2 protein-coding genes (1 of these 2 running past the window's edge) are annotated in these 20,960 nt (G+C 75.5%); both read right to left on the bottom strand.

Annotation, left to right across the window (positions count from 1 at the left end; genetic code table 11):
- Positions 1-19,125, bottom strand: a complete 19,125-nt coding sequence (locus tag ACFWPQ_RS20175; protein ID WP_384036179.1) for an SDR family NAD(P)-dependent oxidoreductase — start codon at positions 19,123-19,125, stop codon at positions 1-3.
- Positions 19,125-20,960, bottom strand: the 3' end of a protein-coding gene (locus tag ACFWPQ_RS20170; RefSeq protein ID WP_384036176.1) for an amino acid adenylation domain-containing protein. It continues 2,853 nt past the right edge of the window; the window shows 1,836 of its 4,689 coding nt (coding positions 2,854-4,689); its start codon lies beyond the right edge, outside the window — the gene reads right to left on this strand; its stop codon occupies positions 19,125-19,127. Before ACFWPQ_RS20170 ends, ACFWPQ_RS20175 begins: the two co-directional genes overlap by 1 nt.

Below are 20,960 nucleotides of genomic sequence, written 5' to 3'. Positions count from 1 at the left end.
TCAGAACTGGATCTGGAAGAACGGCGTCGGCGGCACCGGGGCGTCGTGGCGCCCGTTGCCGTTGGCGGAGGTCGGTGCCGGCACGTCGAACCAGAAGCGGCGCCGCCGATATCGCGGCGGGTCCAGCGGTTCGCGCCGCGGGACGTGGCCGTCCGGAGCCTGGCGCACCACCATGTGGGCGTTGGTGCCGCCGAAGCCGAACGAGCTGACCCCGGCGCGGCGTACGCCGTCCCGCCCGGTCCAGTCCCGCAGCTCGCGGACCGGGAACAGCGGCGACCGGTCGAAGGCGAAGCGCCTGTTGAGGGTCGCGCAGTGCAGGGTGGGCGGCAGTTGCCCGTGGTGCACCGACAGCACCGCCTTGATCAGACCGGCGATTCCGGCCGCGCTGAGCGTGTGCCCGATGTTGGTCTTCACGCTGCCCACACCGCAGAACCCGAGCTCGTCGGTAGCGCCGCGCAGGACCTCGGTGAGCGCCTTCAGCTCCATCGGGTCGCCGATCATGGTGCCGGTGCCGTGCGCCTCGACGTAACCGAGCTGCGCCGGCGACACCTCGGCGGCGGCGAGCGCGGCCTCGACGACCTCGCGCTGCGCCCGGGGGTTCGGCGTGGTGATGCCCATGGTGCGGCCGTCGTTGTTGACGGCACTGCCCTCGATCACCGCGTACACCCGGTCGCCGTCGCGGATCGCGTCCTCGACCCGCTTGAGCAGCAGGGCGCCGACGCCCTCGCCGAGGACGATGCCGTCGGCGCGCTCGTCGAAGGTGTGGCACCGGCCGCTGGGCGACAGCGCCCCGGCGCCGCTCATGCCGACGAACGGCACCTCGTCGAGCAGGATCTCGACACCGCCCGCGATCACCAGGTCGGACTCGCCGGTGCGCAGGCTCTGGGCGGCCAGGTGCACCGCGACCAGCGCCGAGGAACAGGCGGTGTCGACCACCACGGCGGGGCCGCGCACATCGAGGTGGTGCGAGAGGTGGGCGGCGATGAAGTTCTGCGCCATGCCGCTGATCGAGTGGGTCGTCGCGGCGGCATGGTGCGCGCCGAAGTTCGCCGCCCGGGCGCCGGCGAAGACCCCGACCCGGCGACCGGCCACCTCGGCGGGCGTCAGGCCCGCGTCGGCCAGGCACTCGGCTCCGGCCTCCAGGAACTGCCGTACCAGCGGGTCGATGTGGGCGGCCCCGGCCGGGTCGAGCCGGAAGAAGTCCGGGTCGAAGTCCTCGATGGCGTCCAGGAATCCGCCCCACTTGCTGACGGTCTTCCCGGGCTCCGGGGCCGGGTGCCAGAAGCGATCGGCATCCCAGCGCGACGGCGGTACCTCGGTCACCGAGTCCACCCCGCCGACCAGGTTGCGCCAGAACGTGGCGTGGTCGGGCGCTCCGGGGAAGTGGGCGGCGATGCCCACCACCGCGATTCCCCGCTCCGGCTCCCGCACCCGCGGCAGTCGCGGCTTCGGCGAGCTCACCGGCCCCGGCGAGCTCACCGGCCCCGGCGTGCGCACCGGTTCCGGCGTGCGCACCGGTTCCGGCTCCTCGGGCGCCGATTCGGGCTTCTCGGACGCCGGCTCGTCCGGCAGCTGGTCGTCGAGGGCGGCGGCCAGCTGGGTGATGGTCGGGTTCTCCAGCAGCGCCGAGGGTTCGGCGACCACCCCGAGGTCACGTTCCAGCGCGGCGAGCAGCTGGGCGATCATGATCGAGTCCACACCGAGGTCGGCGAAGTCGGCGTCGGGCCGGATCTGGGTGGTGTCAAGGCGCAACGTCGCCGCGAAGACCTCGGTGAGCCGTCGTACGCCGTCACCGGCCCGGGTCCCGTGCCCCGTGGGCGGGCCCGCGGCGGCGACCGGCGCGGCGGGCGCGGGTGCGGGAGGCTCGGGTGCGGCGACCGTCAGCAGGGCGCGGGCGTCGAACCGGATGGGGTCCACCAGGCACGGCAGCACGACCGGGTCGGGCCCGGCCAGCGCCGCGTCCAGCAGCGCCACGCCGTCCTGCGGGCCCAGGGTCCGCAGCCCCAGCTCCCGGTACGCCGCGGTCTCCACCTCCGGCATGCCGGCCGCCTGCCAGCTCGGCCACTGCACCGACCGGAAGACCGGCGTGCCGGCGCCGGTGGCGCTCCGGTGCTCGGCGACCCGGTCCAGCACCGAGTTCGCCAGCGCGTAGTCGCTCATCCCGGCCGCCAGCGCGGGCACCTGACCGGCGACCGACGAGTACAGCACCACGAAGCGCAGCGGGTCGTCCGCGCACGCGTCCAGGAGCGCCTGCAGGCCGGTGGTCTTCGGTTCCAGCACCCGCCGCATGTCGGCGGTGCGTTTGCCGATGAAGGCCGGGTCGGTCATCACGCCGAGACCGGCGCAGTGCACGATCCCGGCGATCGGTCCCCACTCCTGCCGGATCCGGTCCAGCACCTCCCCGGCGCGCTCCAGCGGGACGCTCTCGATCAGCAGGCGCACCCCGGGGCGTTCGAGCGCGGTGAGATCGCGCAGCCGGGTCGCCAGCGCCGGATCGGTGTCGGGCGCGGCCATCAGCTCCGCCCAGTTCTCGCGGGCCGGCAGCGGGGACTGCCCGAGCAGGACCAGCCGGTCCGCTCCCCGCTCGACGAGCTCGGCGGCCAGCAGGCGGCCGAGCGCGCCGGTCCCACCGCTGATCACCACCGGCCGCCCGGCCAGGTCGGCCGACCAGCGGGCGGGCGCCGGGGCGTTGGCGGTGGGACGGAGCGCCGGGGTGTACCGGGCGCCGTCACGCACACACACCTCGGTGACCGGGTCGGTCGCCGCCAGCTCCGCGGCGACCACGTCCCGCAGCGCGTCCGGATCCATGACGTCGACGTCGACGGTGCGGGCGAACACCCCGCGGTACTCGGCGGAGAGCATCCGGACCAGCCCCGCGAACGCCGCGCCCCGTAGCGTCGGGCTGTGCGCGCGGAAGGAGACCAGTCCCCGGGTCAGGTGCAGATACGCGAAGCCGGTGGTCCGGTTCGCCGCGGTCAGCTCGCGGGCCAGCACGATGCGTGCCCAGTCGACGCGGACGTCGGACACCGGCACCGCGGACAGGTCGACGAGGTCGATCACGACCGGCGCCCGGCCGATCGCCGCCGCGGCCCGCAGCCCGCTCTCCTCGTCCGTGTCGTCCAGGCGGACCACCCGGGCTGTGTCACCGAACGCCGCCGTCGCCAGCGCCTCGGTCTCGGCCCGGACCAGGACCACCGGCGCGTGCGGCGCCGGCCCGGGCGGCGTGGGCACCGGTTCCCACACCTTGACCAGCAGGCGTCGTGCATCGTCCTCCGCCGGTGCCGCTGACGGGGTCGCCAGCCAGTGCCGTTCGCGTGCGAACGGGTAGGTCGGCATGGACGTCAGGGCGGGCCGGTCGGTGCGCAGCGCGGCCCAGTCCACCGCCGCGCCGTCCTGCCAGAGCCGGGCGATCCGGTCGAGCCGCCCCTCCCGGGCCAGCCGGCGCAGGTAGCTGACGCCCTCCGGCTCGATGAGCCAGTCGTGGTCGCCGGACACGGTGGTCGCCTCGATGTCACCGGCCAGGAAGGCGGCCAGCCGGTCCCGCAGTTCGGCCACGGACGTGACGACCAGGGCCAGGCGGACCGGCATCGGAACCCGGCCCACCTGCGAGGTGTGGGCGAGCGAGGAGAGCGCGGGCTGCTGGTCGCCGAGGAACGTCCAGTGCGCCCGGGCATACCGGTGCAGGGCGGCCTCGTCCCGCGCCGACAGCAGGAAGACCTCCGGCCCGGCCGACTCCACCGGCGCGGGCGTCGCTGGCGGCTCCTCCAGCACGACATGGGCGTTGACCCCGCCGAAGCCGAACGAGCTGACCCCGGCGCGCAGCGGTACGGGAGTGCCGTCGGCGTCGCTCGGCGCCCACGGCCGGGTCTCGCGGACCGGCTCGAACGGGGTGCCGTCCAGCTCGATCAGCGGGTTGAGCCGGGACAGGTGCAGGGTCGGCGGCAGCTGCCGGTGGCGCATGGCGAGCACCACCTTGATCACGCCGGCGATGCCCGCGGCGGGCTCCAGGTGCCCGATGTTGCTCTTGACCGTGCCGATGCCACAGGTGACCGCGGGTCCGGCGGCCAGCGTGCGGTGGGCACGGATCAGCCCGTCGATCTCGACCGGGTCGCCCAGGGCGGTTCCGGTGCCGTGCAGTTCGACGTAGGACACCGTCTCGATCGGCACGTCCGCGTCCCGGTACGCCTCGACCAGCAGCTCCGCCTGCGCGAGCGGGTTCGGTGAGGTGAGCGACGACGCGCGGCCACCGTGGTTGACCGCGCTGCCGCGTAGGACCGCGTGCACCCGGTCACCGTCGGCGAGAGCCCGCGACAGCGTCTTGAGCACGACGACCCCGACGCCCTCGCCCTTGACGTACCCGTCGGCGCGCTCGTCGAGCGCCTTGCACCGGCCGTCGGGCGCGAGCACGCCGAGCTGGTTGCCGGCGACCACGGTCTGGGGCGACAGCACGAGGCTCACCCCGCCGGCAACGGCCAGGTCGCTCTCCCCCGCGCGCAGCGACCGCACGGCGCGGTGCAGGGCGACCAGCGAGCTGGAGCAGGCGGTGTCGACGCTCTCGCTCGGGCCCCGCAGGTCGAACAGGTAGGAGATGCGGTTGGCCAGCATGGTGCGGGCCAGACCGGTGCCGGCGTGGGCGTTGACGTGCTCGCCGCGCAGCACCATCGACTCGTAGTCGGTGAACTGCACCCCGGCGAAGACGCACACCCGGCCGCCCGCGAGCCGGTCCGGGCGGCACCCGGCGTCCTCCAGCGCGGCCCAGGTGTGCTCCAGGAAGAGGCGGTGCTGCGGGTCCATGACCTGCGCCTCGGCCGGTGAGATGCGGAAGAACAGCGGATCGAAGTGGTCCACGCCGGTCAGGAAGCCGCCCCAGCGGGCGGTGCCGCCGAAGCGGCGGGCGACCTCCCGCCAGTCCCAGCGGTCGGCGGGCGTCTCGGTGACCAGGTCCCGGCCCTCGGCGAGGTGCCGCCAGAACGAGTCGAGGTCGTCCGCGCCGGGCATCCGCCCGGCCAGGCCGATGATCGCGATGGGCTCGTGGTCGGCCGGAGCGCCGCCCCGCGAGCCCCTCGCGGACGCGGACACGCCGTGCGGCACGGACTCCGGCAGCGCGGGCACGGCCTCGGGCGCCGCGGGCACGGGCTCCGAGGGCGCGGGGCCGGGCTCGGCCTGCACCGCGGCCGGGGCCGGGGGCAGCTCGTCCGCCAGGTGCGCGGCGAGCTTGGTGATCGTGTTGGCGCCGAACAGCGTCGTCGTCGCCACGGTCACGTCGTAGCGGGCGGCCAGCGCCGCGGCCAGGTTCTGCAGGCCGAAGGAGTCCAGGCCGTACTCGCCGAAGCCGGCGTCCGGGTCGAGAGCGGACGGAGTCATCCCGAGGATCTCGCCGATCAGCTCCCGGACCTGCGTGGCCAGTTCCGGGGAGGCGGCGACGGCCGGCGCCGGAGTCCGCGGCGGCGCCGGAAGGGCCGGCACGCCGTCGTCGCGCAGGCGCATCCCGGCGACCAGCTCACGCATCCGGGCCGGGTCACCGGGCAGGACGGCCACCTGCGGGCGGTCCAGGCGCAGCGCCAGGTCGAGCAGTTGCTCGCCCTCGGCCGTCTCCAGGTAGCGGAAACCGGTGCCGGCCAGATAGCGGCGCTCGTCCTCGGCATCCACGTGCATCCCGCCGGCGCGCCACATCGGCCAGTCCACCGACACGGTACGGCCGCGCCGGCGGCCGGCGAGACGCTCCCGCTCCCGGAGGTCCGCGAACCCGTCGAGGTAGCGAGCGCCGACCGCGTAGTCCACCAGGCCGTAGTCACCGAGCTGCCCGGCCAGCGACGAGTAGAGCACGAACAGGTCCAGCGGCAGGTCGCGGGTGACCTCGTCGAGCACCTCGGTTCCGGTGATCCGGGCGCGCAGGTGCGCCCGCAGCTCCTCGACGTCCTTGCCGGGAAGCGGGGTGCGCGAGGCGGTGCCGGCCAGGTGGAACACCCCGTCGAGGCCGCCGAGGGCGGCGGTCGCCTCGGCCACGACGCGGGTCATCGCGGTGCGGTCCTCCACGGCCGCCTGGTAGTACTCGACGGTGCCGAGCGCGCGCAGCTCCGCCAGCTGCCCGGCCCGCTCGGCGGCCGGCGAGCGGCCGGTCAGCGCCACCCGGGCGCCACGGGACAGCAGCGTCCGGGCGAGCAGGACACCCAGCCCGCCGAGGCCACCGGTGATCAGGTGGACGCCGCCGTCACGCAGCGGCGAGGGCAGCACCGGACGGGCGGGGATCTCGCTGAGCACCCGCACCGTCCGGCCGGACGCCGACAGCCGCACGGCCGCGCTCGACAGCCGGTGCGCGGCGACCTCGGCGAGCAGCTCGGAGGTGTCGCCCGCACCGTCGACCCGGACGACGCCGAACGTCGTTCCCGGCAGCGCGGCCCGCAACGACGCGTCGAACCCGCCCCATGCCTCGGCAAGCGCGTCCTCCGGCACCAGGGCCTGGATCCGGACCGGGGTACGGGCGCCGCCGGCCGTCAGTTCCTTCGCGATCCGGAACATCGCCTCGATCCCCAGGTCGTCGCGGCCGGGTGCGAGCAGCGGCCACTGGTGGACGATCCGGGCCGGCGTCTCGGCGAGCAGCCGCGCGTAGTCGTCCTGCTCGCCGGGCCGGACGGTGATCACCGAGCCCTCGTCGCGGTACTCGGTGCCGACCTGGACGTGCACCGCGCCGGGCACCGGCAGATCCCCCAGGACCAGCACCCGGCCCGGGTGCTCGCCGGCCGCCGGGACCGGCTCCTCCTGCCAGGTCGCCGTGAAGCAGCTGACCGGCCGGGCGGGCGTGCCCTCGGTGAACCAGTGCCGTTCCGGCGCGAACGGGTAGGCCGGAAGCGAGCGCCTGCGCGGCGGGGCGGCCCACCGGCGCTGCCAGTCCACCTGTGCGCCCCGGATCCAGGCGGCCGCGGTCTCCTCGTCGCCGTGGCCGTCGTACGGAGTCCGGTCCGCGTCCCGTCCGACCCGCCCGGTGTGCAGGCCCGCGGTGTCGCCGGCGAGGAAACGCCGCAGCACGGCGACGGCGTGCTCGGCGGAGTCGGTGACGAAGGCCAGCCGCTCGGGGTACGCGCCACGCCCGGTCTGCAAGGTGTACGCGGTGCCCGCCAGGTCGTGCGCCCAGCGGTCCGGGCGGTCGGCGAAGGAGCGCGCGTACGCCCGCAGCCGCTCGGGGTCCCGGGCGGACAGGACGAACACGACCGGTTCCGGTCCCGGCGCCGGGACCGGCTCCTCGGCCGGGTACTCCTCAAGGACGAGGTGCGCGTTGACTCCGCCGTACCCGAAGGCGCTCACCCCGGCCCGGCGCGGCACCCCGGGTGCGGGCGGCGCCCACTCCCGGGGCCCGGTCGCGAGTTCGAACGGGGTGCCCTCCAGGCCCAGGTGCGGGTTCGGCCGCGGCCCGTGCGGGTCGCCGCTGATCCGGCCGTGCCGCATCGACAGCAGTACGCGCAGCACGGCGGCGATGCCGGCGGCCGGTTCGAGATGGCCCACGGTGTTCTTCAGCGCGCCGAGCGCGCAGTGCGGCCGGGCCGGCGCGTCGTGGCCCCAGTCCTGGTAGAGGTCGGCGAACGCCTCGCGCAGCCCGTTGGTCTCGGCGGGGTCGCCGATGACCGTGCCGGTGCCGTGCGTCTCCAGGTAGCCGATCGTCGCCGGGTCGACCCCGGCCTCCCGGTGGGCCCGCCGGATCACGTCGGCCTGGGCCCGCGGGTTCGGCGCGGTCAGCGAGTTGGCGCGGCCGCCGTGGTTGACCGCGGTGCCGCGCAGTACGGCCAGGACCGGGTTGCCGTCGGCGCGCGCCCGGCTGAGCCGCTTGAGGACGACGGCGCCGACCCCCTCGCCACGTACGTAGCCGGCCGCGTCGGCGTCGAAGGCCCGGCCCACGCCGTCCGGGCTGAGCATCCCCGCGCGTTCCAGCGAGGCGAAGGTGACCGGGGACAGCATCAGGCTGACGCCGCCGGCGATGACGGTGTCGCACCGTCCGAGGCGCAGCGCCTCCGCCGCCCGGTGCAGCGCGACGAGCGAGCTGGAGCAGGCGGTGTCCACGGGCTCGCTGGGGCCGTGCAGGTCGAGCTGGTACGAGATCCGGTTGGCCAGCATCGACGGGGCCAGGCCGGTCGACGAGTAGGCGTCGGTGGCGGCGCCGGAGCGCTGGATCAGTTCGGCGTACTCGGAGGAGCCGACGCCGACGAAGAGGCCGGTGTCGCTGCCCGCCAGGGCACCCGGGTCGATGCCCGCGTCCTCCAGCGCGGCCCACACCGTGCGCATCAGCAGCCGCTGCCGCGGGTCCATCCAGCGGGCCTCGCGCGGGGAGATGCCGAAGAACAGCGGGTCGAACCGGTCGATGCCGCCGATGAAGCCGGCCCGGGTCACCCGGGTGTGTTCCGGGTGCGCGGCCGGGTCGCCGTGGTGCTCCCCCGCGTCCCACCGGTCGGTGGGTATGTCGGTGAACAGGTCGCCGCCGCGTGCCAGGGCGGCCCAGAACTCGTCCAGGTCGGTGGAGCCGGGCAGCGTCCCGGCCATGCCGACGATCACCACCGGGTCGTCCGGTTCCGGCGTCGCGGACGGTGCGGGCACGTCCCGCGGGTGTTCGCGGGCGAGCCAGTCGGCCAGCGACGCGGCCGTCGGGGTGGCCAGCAGCTGGTCCGGGCCGACCGGAACCTCGAACGCCGCGGAGACGTCACCGGCCAGCCTCAGCAACGCCAGCGAGTCCAGGCCGTGATCGTGGAAGGAGGCGGCCGGGTCCAGGTCGGTCACCGGGTAGCCGCTGACCCCGCTGACCAGCCGCAGCACGGTGGGCAGCGCGGAGCCGGAGGAGCCGGCCGGGCGGGCGGGCGGCGGCGTGGCGGCCGTCGGCGCCGGGGGCCGGATCCAGCAGCGGACCGGCTCGAACGGGTAGCCGGGCAGTGACAACGGTTCCGGCGCGCTGCCGGGCGTGCCCGCCCAGTCGATCACCTCGCCCTGCACCCAGCGGCGGGCGTTGTCGCGAGGATCGGCGCTCGGCGCGGCCGGGGCGCCCGGCTCCGTGGTCACCACGCCGGTCCAGCCCGCGGGCCGCCCGGCGAGGAAGGCGTCGAGCTGGTCGATCAGCTCGTCCGGCCGGTGGGCGACCACGGCGAGCCGGTGTGCCATCGCCTCACGCCCGGTCTGCAGCGTGTAGGAGAGCCGGCCGAGGTCGAGGTCCGCCGCGTCCGGCAGGGCCGCGGCGAGCTGCCGCAGGGTCGATCCGCTGTGCACGGCGCCGGGGTGCAGGGCGGTGTCCCGCCCGGCCAGCCGCATGATCGTGGCCGGGTCCAGGCCGAGTTCGTCGAGCGGCTCGTCGACGGCGCCGACCGGCACTCCGGCGGCCGCGGCGATCTCCGCCAGGCCCGTCGCGCCCGGTGCGTCCGGTGCACCGCGCAGGCGGCTCAGCATCCGCTCGACGACCCGGCGCAGCGCCTGCGCGTCCCGCCCGGAGAACGGGAACACGGCGGGCACCGGCGCGACGCCGGGCCGCGGTTCGGCCCGGTACTGCTCGACGACCAGGTGGGCGTTGGAGCCACCGGCGCCGAAGGCGCTGACACCGGCGCGCAACGGTTGCGGGCCGGTCCACGGCGCCGCCTCCCGCTGGACGCGGAACGGCACGTCCGCCCAGTCGACGGCCGGGTTCAGGTGCTCGGCGTGCAGTGACGGCGCCAGCTCCCCGGCGCGCAACTGCAACAGCACCTTGGTCAGGGCGGCGATGCCCGCCGCCGACTCCAGGTGTCCGATGGACGACTTCACCGAGCCGATGGCGACCGAGCCGGCCGGGCGGTCGCCGAACGCCCGGGCCAGTCCGGCGACCTCGGCCGGATCGCCGAGCGCCGTGCCGGTGCCGTGCGCCTCGACGTAGGACACGCCGGCCGGTTCGACGCCGGCGGCCCGCAGCGCGCTCGTGACGACCTCGCTCTGGGAGCCGGGGCTGGGCACCGCGTAGCCGCCGGTCTTGCCGCCGTGGTTGACCGCGCTGCCGAGGATCACGCCGAGGATGCGGTCACCGTCGCGCTCGGCCGCGGCCAGCGGCTTGAGCAGGACCGCGCCGACGCCCTCGCCGGGGACCATGCCGTCGCCGCCGGCCGCGAAGCTGCGGCAGCGGCCGGACTCTCCGGTGAATCCGCCGGCCGCGAGCTGCCGGTACTTGCGGGGGTGCGGGGTGAGGTTGACGCCACCGGCGAGCGCGTAGTCCGCGCTGCCGCCGGCCAGCGCCTCGCAGGCCAGGTGGATGGCGGTCAGCGACGACGAGCACATGGTGTCGACGGCGAGGCTCGGGCCGTGCAGGTCGAGCGCGTACGAGACCCGGTTGGCGATCGACGCGTAGCCCATCCCGCCGGCCAGGCCGCGCTCGTCCTCGAAGAGCTGATAGTGGCCGTACATGACCCCGACGTAGACCCCGACTCGGCTGCCGCGGAGCCGGGCCCGCGGGTAGCCGGCGTCTTCGAGGGTGTGCCAGGCGGTCTGCAGGAACAGCCGCTCCTGCGGGTCGGTCAGCTCCGCCTCGTGCATCGACATCTGGAAGAACCGCGGGTCGAACTCGTCGATGCGGTCGAGGAAGCCACCCCACCGGCTGACCGGTGTGCCGTTCACCTCGGGTGCCCGGGTGGGATCCCAGCGCCCGGCCGGCACCTCGCGGATGCAGTCCCGCCCGGTTCGCAGATTGGTCCAGAACCTGTCGACGTCGTCGGCGAGCGGGTACCGGCCGGCGACGCCGATGACGGCGATCCGGGTGTCGGCGGCCGGCGCCGTCCCGGCCGGCCTTTCGGGGCGCTCGGTGACCACGGGCGGCGCGGGCCGGGGCTGGTCGGCCACCAGAGCCCGCACGCTGTCCGGATGGCGCTCGACCAGGTGGTCGGCGACGTCGCGGATGGTCGGGTGCTCGAAGAGCAGCGTGGCCGGCAGGTCCCCCATGCGTTCGGCGAGCAGGTCGGCGATGCGGGGCACGGTGAGCGAGTCGACCCCGAAGTTCTCGTAGGTCTCGTCCAGCCACAGCCGGTCCCGGGGCACCTGGAGCACCTGGACGAACGCGTCCTTGACGTATTCACGGGCGGCCTCGACGAGCCGGTCCGCGCCGTCGGCGGGCGGCTCGGACGCCGGTTCGGCGGCGGGGGCGGGGTCGGCGGCGGGGGCGGGGGCCGGCTCCGCCGTGGGTGCGGAGACGGGCACCGGCCCGGCCTGGCCCGTCTCCGCGACGACGACGTGCTGGGTGAGCCCCTCGTCGGCGGGGAACGCCCGGCTGCGGGCGAACCCGGCCAGGTCCAGCGCGGTGCGCCAGCCGGGGCCCGACAGCAGCGGCGAACCGGGCAGACGCAGGCCGGTGTCGCGGTGCAGCCACCAGCCGTCGAGGAGACCGAAGGTGAGCGTGGCGGTGACGACGTTGCTGGTGGCCTCGTTGAGCACCAGTTGCCCGCCGGGCTTGAGCAGCGTCGCGACCGCGCGCAGGGTGTGCGTCAGGTCCGGGGTGGCGTGCAGGACGTTCGCCGCGACCACGATGTCCGCGCCGCCGGGCGGGAAGCCCTGCGTGAGCGGGTCGCCGGAGATGTCGAGCTGCTGGAAGCGCACCATCGGGTAGCGCTCGGCGAACCGCTGCCGGCCGTGCTGCAGGAAGGCGGGCGAGATGTCTGTGTAGACGTACGCCAGTTCCGCGCCGGTGGCGGCCAGGGCGGGCAGCAGGCTCGCGGTGGTGCCGCCGGTTCCGGCGCCGACCTCGACGACCGTGACCGGTCCGCCGAGCCGGCCCACCCGGTCCAGCAGGGCGGCGACCACGAGTTCGTTGGCGCGGTCGACCACCGGGCTGCCCTTGTAGGCGCCCTCCACCAGCTCCGTGGAGCCGCCGGGGAACATCACCTCGGTCGCGCGGACGGTGCCGCGGAGCACCCCGAACAGATGGTGCATGCAGGGCCTCAGCAGCCGGTCGATGCGGTTCAGCGCGGGTTGCCGTGCGCAGAGCGCGACCAGGTCGTTCTCCGGGTCGGTGGGGGCCGGGCGGCCCGTGGCGGTCAGGGCGCCGCCGTCGTCGTACAGGAAACCGGCGACGGTGAGCACGCGCAGCAGTTCGGCGAAGAGCCGGGACTGCACGTCGGCGATCCGCAGCCGCTCCCGCAGCGCGTCGGCGGTCCACCGTTCGCCGCCGGTCCGGAACACCCCTTCGCCCCGGAACAGTTCCCAGAGCCAGCCGAGCACGACCTCGTCCAGACGTGCCTGGTCGGACTCGGTCAACAGCCGGGCCACCGGCGGCAGCGCTGCCGCCGCGGGTGCCAGCTCGTCGCAGGGCTGCCCTGCGGTGGGGCGTTCGACTCCGGCGGCGGCGAGCACCTCGGCGGTCGCCTTGATCACCACGACCTGGCGGTCGGTGCGCCCGAGCACGGCGTGCACGGCCGCCATGCCCTCGGCCGGGGTGATCGAGTGGATCCCGGTCCGGGCCAGACGCTCGCGGTGCCGGTCGTCGGCGACGATGCCGACGGTGCCCCAGTAGCCCCAGTTGATGACGGCCGAGCGGGCGGCCAGCACATCGTCGAGGTGGTGTGCGAACGCGTCCTCGAAGGTCGATCCGGCGGCGTAGTTGGCCTGCCCGGCACTGCCCGACAGGGCCACGGCCGAGGAGAAGAACAGCACGAAGTCGAGCCCGTCGGCATCGCCCAGGGCGCGGTGAAGTGCCACCGACGTACGGGTCTTGGCGTCCAGCACGGCCCGGAAGGTGTCCTCGGTCATCGTGGCGACGGTCTGGTCGCGCAGCACGATGGTGGCGTGCACGACCCCGTGCAGCGCGCCGTGCTCGGCCCGGACCGCCGCGACCACCTCGCCCAGCGCCGCCGGGTCGGTGGCATCGGCCCGCCGGTACGAGACGAGCTCACCGGCCGGGTCGAGGCGGCGCAGCCGGTCGCGGCGGTCGGCGTCGAGTTCACTGCGCCCCACCAGCACGACCTTGGCCCGGTAGCCGCGCACCAACCACTCGGTGAGCTCCAGGCCGAGTCCTCCGGCACCGCCGAGGATCAGGTAGACCCCGCCGTGGCGGATCGTCTCGCGCGGTGTCGTGGCGGCGGGGACCAGGCTCCGCCGGTGCAGGACACCGGCGCGCAGGGCGTACGGGCCGCCGGCCGGCACGTCGAGGACGTCCGCGGAGATCGGGTCGGCCGAGGAACGGTCGACCACGGCCACCCGCCAGCGTGGATGTTCCTGGGCCAGGGACAGGGCCAGCCCGTGCATGCCGGCCGCGTAGGGGTTGCGGACCGGTTCGGTGCCGGTGCTCAGCGCGTCCTCGGTGACCACCGTCAGCCGTACCGGTGCGCCGGACCGTTGCAGCGCCTTGGCGACACGGAACAGGGCCAGGACGCCGCGCTCCTGCGCGAGTTCGAGGGCGGCCGGGTCATCGGTGCGTCCTCGCGCCGGGCCGGAGAGCACGATCACCTGGCCGGGGCGCCCGGCCGGTGCCGTGAAGTGCTCGGGCTCGATCTCGGTGACGGAGCCGCCGAGCCGGGCGGCGAGGGCGGCGGCGAGCGGCGCGGCGGAGGCCGGACGGATCAGCCAGGTGTCCGAGCCGGACGCCGGCGACGGCTCGGCAGGTACCGGGGACCAGCGGGGCAGGTACATCAGGTCGTCGACGGGTCGCCCGGTCACGGCGGACTCGGCGGGCTCGGCGGGCTCGGCGGGCTCCGCGGGCCCGGCGCCGGACGTCCGCGGTGCGGGAGCCGGGCGCAGGGACAGGTCGCGCAGCCGGACCCGAACGGTGCCGTCCGGGTCGGTCAGAGTCAGGTCGTACCGGTCCGGGCCGACGGCGCGGACATGGGCGTACACCTGTTCGGGCAGCGGTCCGAACACCTCGGCGGCGGCGAGTGCGAACGGCACCATGGGCGGGCCGCCGGCGCGGTCGCGCAGCACGGCGAACGTGTGCAGGGCACCGTCGACCAGGGCGGGTGGCAGTGCGCAGCCGGCGAACCGAGCGGCTTCGGCCGGCACGCGCAGGCTCGCCAGCGCCTCGTCGGCGCCGGAGGCGATCCACTCGACGGCGCGCAGCGCCGGGCCGTAGACCAGGCCGGCTCCGGCCAGGTCGGCGTAGATGTCCGCGCCGTCGTGCCGATGCGGCAGGGTGGCCCGGATCAGCTCGACCGGTACGGGCTCCGGCTCCGGCAGGTCGTCGGCCATCGCCTCGACAACGCCCTCGGCCAGCCGGTCGCCGCCGTCGCCGAGCAGGGTGAAGGCCAGGCCGGCGCCGTCGCGGTGCAGTCGGGTCCGGGCGGTGGCCGCGGCCTCGGTGACCACGAGCGGACGCAGCCACCGGACGTCGCGCAGCTGCACCGGCGCCCGGTACCCGGCGCTCGCGGCGGCGGCCCGGGCCATCTCCAGGACCGCCGCGGCGGGAAGCAGCCGCAGGTCGCCGACGCGGTGTCCGTCGATCAGCGGGTGCTCCGGGGGGAAGGCGGTGCGGTAGGTCAGGCCGTCCACGCTGTCGGCCGGCTCGATCTCGTCCAGCAGCGGATGCGGGGCCGGGCCGCGCGCCGCCGGCGGCGCCCAGATCCGCTCGGTGAGCCAGCAGCGCAGCTCCTCGAACGGGTAGCCGGGCAGGGGCAGCCGCCGGCCGGTGCCGGGCCAGGTCACGGTCGCGCCGGCGGTCCAGGCGGCGGCCAGGACCGCCGGGTCGGTGGCGGCCGGGTCCGTGGCGGTCGGAGCGGTGGCGCGGGAGGCGGCACGGCCGCGGACGGTGCCCGTCCACACGCCGGGCCCGGTGCCCGCGCGCAGCCGAGCGACCAGCTGGTCCGCCGTGGCGGCGAGCACCACCATGCGGTCGGCCCAGGCCTCGCGGCCGTGCTGCAGCGTGTGCGCCACGTCGGCGAGCCGGTCGGCGAGGCCGTTCTGCACGGCGTCGGCCAACCGCTCGGCCAGCGCGCGCAGGCTCTCCGGGGTGCGGGCGGAGAGCGGGAAGAGCCAGGGTCCCGGAGCGGCGGCCGGCGCCGGCCCGGGAACGTACTCCTCGACCACCAGGTGGGCGTTGGCTCCGCCCGCGCCGAACGAACTGATCCCGGCGCGGCGCGGGAGGCCGTCCCGGCGCGGCCACGGGGCCGCCTCGGTCTGCACCCGCAGCGGCGTGGAGTCGAAGTCGATGTTCGGATTGACCGGGTCGGCGTGCAGCGACGGCACCAGTTCCCCGTGCCGCATCTGCAGCAGCACCTTGCAGAGCCCGGCCATGCCCGAGGCCGACTCCAGGTGGCCGATGTTGGACTTCACCGAGCCGATCGGCAGGCTGCCCCGGGGCAGGCCGGAGGCGCCCAGCGCGCGGCCCAGCGCCCGGATCTCCACCGGGTCGCCGAGCGCGGTGCCGGTTCCGTGCGCCTCCAGGTACCCGAGTGTGGCGGCGTCGCCCCCGGCCTCGGCCATCGCCCGCTCGACGAGGTCGCTCTGGGCGACCGGGTTGGGCACGGTGAAGCCGTTGGTCCTGCCGCCGTGGTTGACGGAGCTGCCCAGGACGACGCCGTGGATGTGGTCGCCGTCGCGGACGGCGGCCGACAGCGGCTTGAGCAGCACCACGCCGACGCCCTCGCCGGGCACGTAGCCGTCGCCGTCCGCGCCGAAGCTGCGACAGCGCCCGTCGCTGGAGGTGAAGCTGCCCTGGCCGAGGAACCGGTATTTGTACGGGTGGACGTGCAGGTTGACGCCCCCGGCGAGGGCCATCTCGGCCTCACCGGACCGCAGGTCGCGCACGGCGAGGTGGATGGCCGTCAGCGACGAGGAGCACATGGTGTCCACGCCCAGGCTGGGGCCGGTCGCGCCCAGGGTGTACGAGACCCGGTTGGCGATGGACGCGTGCGACGACGCTCCGATACGTCCGTCGGTGGCCTCGTGGAGCTGGTAGAGGCCGTACATGGCGCCGGCGTACACACCGACGCGGCGGGCGCGCAGGTCGGCCCGGGTGAGCCCGGCGTCCTCCATGGCGTGCCAGGCGGTCTGCAGGAACAGCCGCTCCTGCGGGTCGATGATCTCCGCCTCCCGCGGGGAGATACCGAAGAACAGCGGGTCGAACCGGTCGATGCCGCGCAGGAAACTGCCCCACCGGCTGTACTCGGCGGCGCGGTCCGCCGGGGTGGCCTTGTCGTAGGCGCGCCAGTCCCAGCGGTCCGCCGGGATCTCGGTGACCAGGTCGCGGCCGGCGCGCAGGTTCGCCCAGAACTCGTCGAGGGTGTCGGACTCGGCGAACCGGGCCGCGACGCCGATGATCGCGATGGGCTCCGGGACGTTCGTGGCGGGCGGCGTGGGACGGTCGCCCCTCGGGACGGCGACCGGTACGGCCGCTACGGCTTCCGGGACGACCGGTGCCGGTGCCGACACCGATGACGGTTCCGGCGCCGGAACCGGCGTGGGAGCCGGAGCCGGTGTGAGTTCGGCGAGGCGGCCGCCATGCTGCTCGGCGAACCAGCCGGCGAGCCCGCGCAGTTCCTGGTACTCGAAGAAGAGGGTCTTCGGCAGTGATCCGAAGTGGTCCTCCAGCCGCCGGGTCAGATCCATGATCAGCAGCGAGTCGATGCCGTACTGCTCGAAGGCGGTGTCCGCGTCGATGTCCTCCGACGGGTAGTCGAGGACCTCGGCCAGCACGCCGCGCAGGAAGTCCTCGGCGGCCGCGGTGGTCGGCCCGGTGGCCGCCGCCGGAACCGGAACCGGAACCGGAGCCGGCGCGGGTTGCGCGGGCGGGTCGAGCAGACCGCGGATGCGATCCGGCTCGCCGTGCGCCACGAGCACGTGATCGCCGTCGTGGCCCAGCGCCCGGTCCCAGGCGCGCAGGGCGTCTGCGGTCGGCAGCGGACGGAGCCCGGCGCGGCCGGCGATACGGGCCTGGGCGGCGTCGTCGGCGTCCATCCGGATGCCGCCGTCGGCCCACAGCGACCACAGCACGCTGAGGCTGCGGCCGGGCCGGTCGCTGCCGCGCCGCCAGGCCGCGAACGCGTCGAGGAAGCGGTTCGCGTACGCGTAGTCGGCCTGGCCCGGGCTGCCCGCGCCGGACATCGAGGAGAAGCAGACGAAGAAGTCGAGCGGATCCGCGGCCGTGGCCCGGTCCAGTGCGAGCGTGCCGTCGACCTTCGGCCCCAGCACCGTGGCGATGTCCTCGTCGGTCTTGCGCAGCAGGAACGCGTCACGGGTGGTCCCGGCCAGGTGCAGCACCCCGCGCAACGGGCCGAACATCCGGTGGACGTGCTCGACCAGCCGCTCGGCCGCGCCCGGTACGCCCAGGTCGCAGGGCAGGTAGTGGACATCGAGCCCGGCGTCGCGCAGGGCGGTCAGGTCGGCGTCGGCGGACCGGCCGGTGAGCACGTACCGCGCCGACGGGCCCAGATGGGTGACGAGGTGCCGGCCGAGCGCGCCCGCGCCACCGGTGACCAGCACCGTCCCGGCCGGTGTCAGCGGCACCGGTGCGGGGGCGGGCACGATCGGCTCCCAGCGGGGGACCTGACGGCCGGCCGCGGTGTACCGGACCCGGAACTCGTGGTCCGCCGCGGCCTCGACGTCAGCGACGGCCCGCAGGTCGGTGTCGTCGGTCGCGATCACCGCGGCGCGGAAGTCCGGGTGCTCGTTGGCGATGCTGCGCGCCATGCCGTCCAGAGCCAGCAGCCGGGCGTCGGCGGCGGTACCGGACGGGCGGAACACATGCAGCACCCGGACCGGCTGCCGGTTGGGCCGCGCGGCCCAGGTCCGGAAGAGCCGGACCAGGCCGGGCACCGGGTCGTCGTCGCCCAGGCGGACCACCACCAGCGGGCCGGAGTCCGGTAGGGGCGCGTCCTCGTCGGCTCCCAGGAACACCGTGCGGCCGACGGGGGCGCCGCGGCGGGCGGGGGCGTCCTGCCAGCGCTGCGCCAGCAGGTGGGTGGCCACCGCGTCGGCCGGATCCTTGACGGCGCGGGTGACCACGCCGTGCAGCCGGACGGCGATGCGGCCGTCGGTGTCGGCGAGTGCGATGTCGTGGCCCGACGCGGTGGCGACGGCATGGGCGTACCCGTGATCCGGCAGCGGCCCGAGGATCTCCACCCGGTCGATGGAGAAGGGCAGTTCACGGGGCCGGGGCGCGGACGGGTCGGCGGCGGTCCAGAGCGCCGCCTGCAGCATGGCGTCCAGCAGCGACGGGTGCAGGGTGAAGTCGTCGAACGGCAGGTCCGCGGCGTCGGGAACGGCGACCTCGGCCAGCGCCTCGCCCTGGACGGACCGCATGGACCGCAGCCCGCGCAGGCTCGGTCCGTACCCGCCGCCGAGCGCGGCGAAGACCGCGTAGCAGTCGTCCGCGGAGGCGGCCCGGGGCAGGCGGGCGCGTATCGCGGCCAGGTCGAGGGACGGGGCCGGTGCGGCGGCGCCGAAACGCAGGGTGCCGGTGGAGCACAGCTCGCCGTCCGGGGTGCCGTCGACGCGCCGCAGCTCGTAGGCGACACCGTCGGCGACGGGCACGAAGCGCAGCTGTACCCGGACCGGTTCGCCGGTGCACAGGACCGGCCGGGCCCAGAGGACGTTCTCGACGCCGGTGGCGCGCCCGTGCCCGGCGCGGGCGGCGGCGTCGACGGCGAACTCCAGGGCCGCGACGGCGGGCAGGATGCGCACCTGCCCCAGCGCGTGGTCGCGCAGGAAGAACTCGTCGCCGGTGAGCAGCCGCTCGGCCGGCCCGGCGGTGAGGGCGGCGGGCGGTTTGATCCAGTACCGGCGGGTCACCGGCGGCGGCTGCGGCAGTGACAGCCGGGCCGGACGCCGGCCATGCCGCTCGGGCCGCTCCGGTCGCTCCGGCCGCTCCGGCCGCTCCGGCCAGCGGACCGGGGTGCCCGCGACCCAGAGCCGGGCGGTCTCGTGGAGGTCGGAGGCCTGGACCGGCTCGCCGGTGGCCGGCCCGGCGGTGCCGGTGACCACCCCGGTGCCGTCGAGCAGCCGATCGGTCAGCTCGGCGACGCTGGTCACGACCACGGCGAGGCGTTCGGCCAGTTCCTCGCGGCCGGTGCGCAGGGTGCTCTCGATCCGGTCGAGCGCCGCCTCCGGGTGCGCCTGCAGCCAGTTGACCAGCTCGGCCCGGTACCGGTCGAGCTGGTCGCGGCCGCCGGCCGACAGGACGACCAGCCGGGCGGCACGGTCCTCGGTGCTGATACCCATCAGTGCTTCTCCGCTTCCGCCACGACGACGTGTACGTTGCTGCCACCCATCCCGAAGGAGCTGACGCCCGCGCGTGCCGGCACGCCGTCCGGCGGCTCCCAGGGCTGTGCCTCGGCCTGGAGCCGGAACGGGCTGCCGGCCAGGTCGATCATCGGGTTGGGGGTACCCAGGCCGGCCAGGCCGGGCATCAGGCGGTGCCGCATGCTCAGCAGCACCTTCACCACGCCGGCGACGCCGGCGGCGGCCTCCAGATGGCCGATGTTGGACTTGACCGAGCCGAGCCCGGTGCGTCCCGCCACGACCGGCCGCCCCCAGTCGCGGTAGAGCTGCCCGAACGCCTCCCGCAGCGCGTCCACCTCGATCGGGTCGCCGAGCGGCGTCCCGGTGCCGTGCGCCTCGATGTAGCCGATGGTGTCGGGCGGCACCGCCGCCGCCCGGTGCGCCGCGAGCAGGACGTCCCGCTGGGCCTGCGGGTTGGGCACCGTCAGCGAGTGGGTGTGGCCGCCGTGGTTCTCGGCCGAGCCGATCAGGACGCCCTGCACCGGGTCGCCGTCGGCGATCGCGCGCTCCAGCAGTTTGAGCGCCAGCAGGACCACGCCCTCGCCCCGGCCGTAGCCGTCGGCACGTTCGTCGAAGGTCTTGCACCGCCCGTCGGGGCTGAGCATGCCGGCGCGGCGCAGACCGGTGAAGCCGTGCGGGGACAGCAACAGGTTCGCGCCGCCGGCCAGGGCGAGTTCGCAGTCGCCGAGGTGCAGGGCGCGGGCCGCGCGGTGGATGGCCACCAGGGAGCTGGAGCAGGCGGTGTCGTAGACCGCGCTGGGGCCGTGCAGGTCGTACACGTAGGAGATGCGGTTGGCCGCGATCGAGGCGACGTTGCCGATCAGGAAGTGATCGCCCATCTCCGGCGAGCCCGGGCCCAGCAGGCTCAGGTAGTCGGCGCCGCTGAGACCGACGAACACCCCGGTACGGCTCCCGGCCAGCGCCGCGGGCACGAGTCCGGCGTCGAGCAGGGCCTCGTCCGCGGCGTGCAGCAGGAGCCGGTGCTGCGGATCCATCTGGGCCGCCTCGCGCGGCGAGATCCGGAACCGCCCCGCGTCGAAAGCGTCGACGTCTCGCACGAACGAGCCGCGGAAGCGCTCCGGGAACACCCGCGCGGAGAAGCCGCGCTCCAGCGGGTACGACGCGGTGAGGTCGCGGCCCTCGGCGAGGTGCGTCCAGAACTCGTGCAGCGACCCGGAGGCGGGCAGCCGACCGCCGACGCCGATGATCGCCACGGGCGGGTAGCCGAGGGCCGCGGGAGGTACCGCGGGCCCGGAGACCCGGGCGGCGGCCACCGCCGGGACGGACTCGGCCTCGCCTTCGGTCGTGGCTGCGGCTCCGGCTGCGGTCCCGGCGCCGGTCTCGGCTGCGGCCCCGCCTTGGGTCTCGGTGAAGGCGCCCGGGTGGTCGGCGTCGAGGTGGGCCGCGAGTGCGCTGAGCGCGGGGTGCGCGTAGAAGAGCGTGGGGCTGATCGGGACGCCGAAGCGGGTGCGGACCGCCATCGCGAGCCGGGTGAAACCGACCGAGTCGAAACCCGCCTCGCCGAGCGGCCGGTCCACCGGGATGTCCTGCGGCGCCACCCCGGCCACACCCGCGGTCAGCTCCCGCAGGACGGCCAGCAGCCGGCCGTCGTCGTGCGGCCGGGGCTCCCGCGGCAGCTCGGCGTGGCCGAACTCGCGGATCAGTTCGTCCAGGGAGCCGCCGCCGAGCCGGACCGCGTCGATCTTGGCGTTCGGGGTCATCGGCAGCGCGGTCATCGGCACGGTTCGGGAGGGGATCATGTACGCCGGAAGCCA

It is taken from the genome of Streptomyces sp. NPDC058464 (genome assembly GCF_042721035.1).
GTDB lineage: Bacteria > Actinomycetota > Actinomycetes > Streptomycetales > Streptomycetaceae > Streptomyces.
Note: the sequence above shows the minus strand (reverse complement) of the source record. Positions and strands in the feature narration are given on the sequence as shown.

Bases quoted from the DNA above. Each gene is read 5' to 3' on its own strand.
- ACFWPQ_RS20175 (WP_384036179.1), bottom strand. From the start codon at position 19,125: ATGGGTATCAGCACCGAGGACCGTGCCGCCCGGCTGGTCGTCCTGTCG.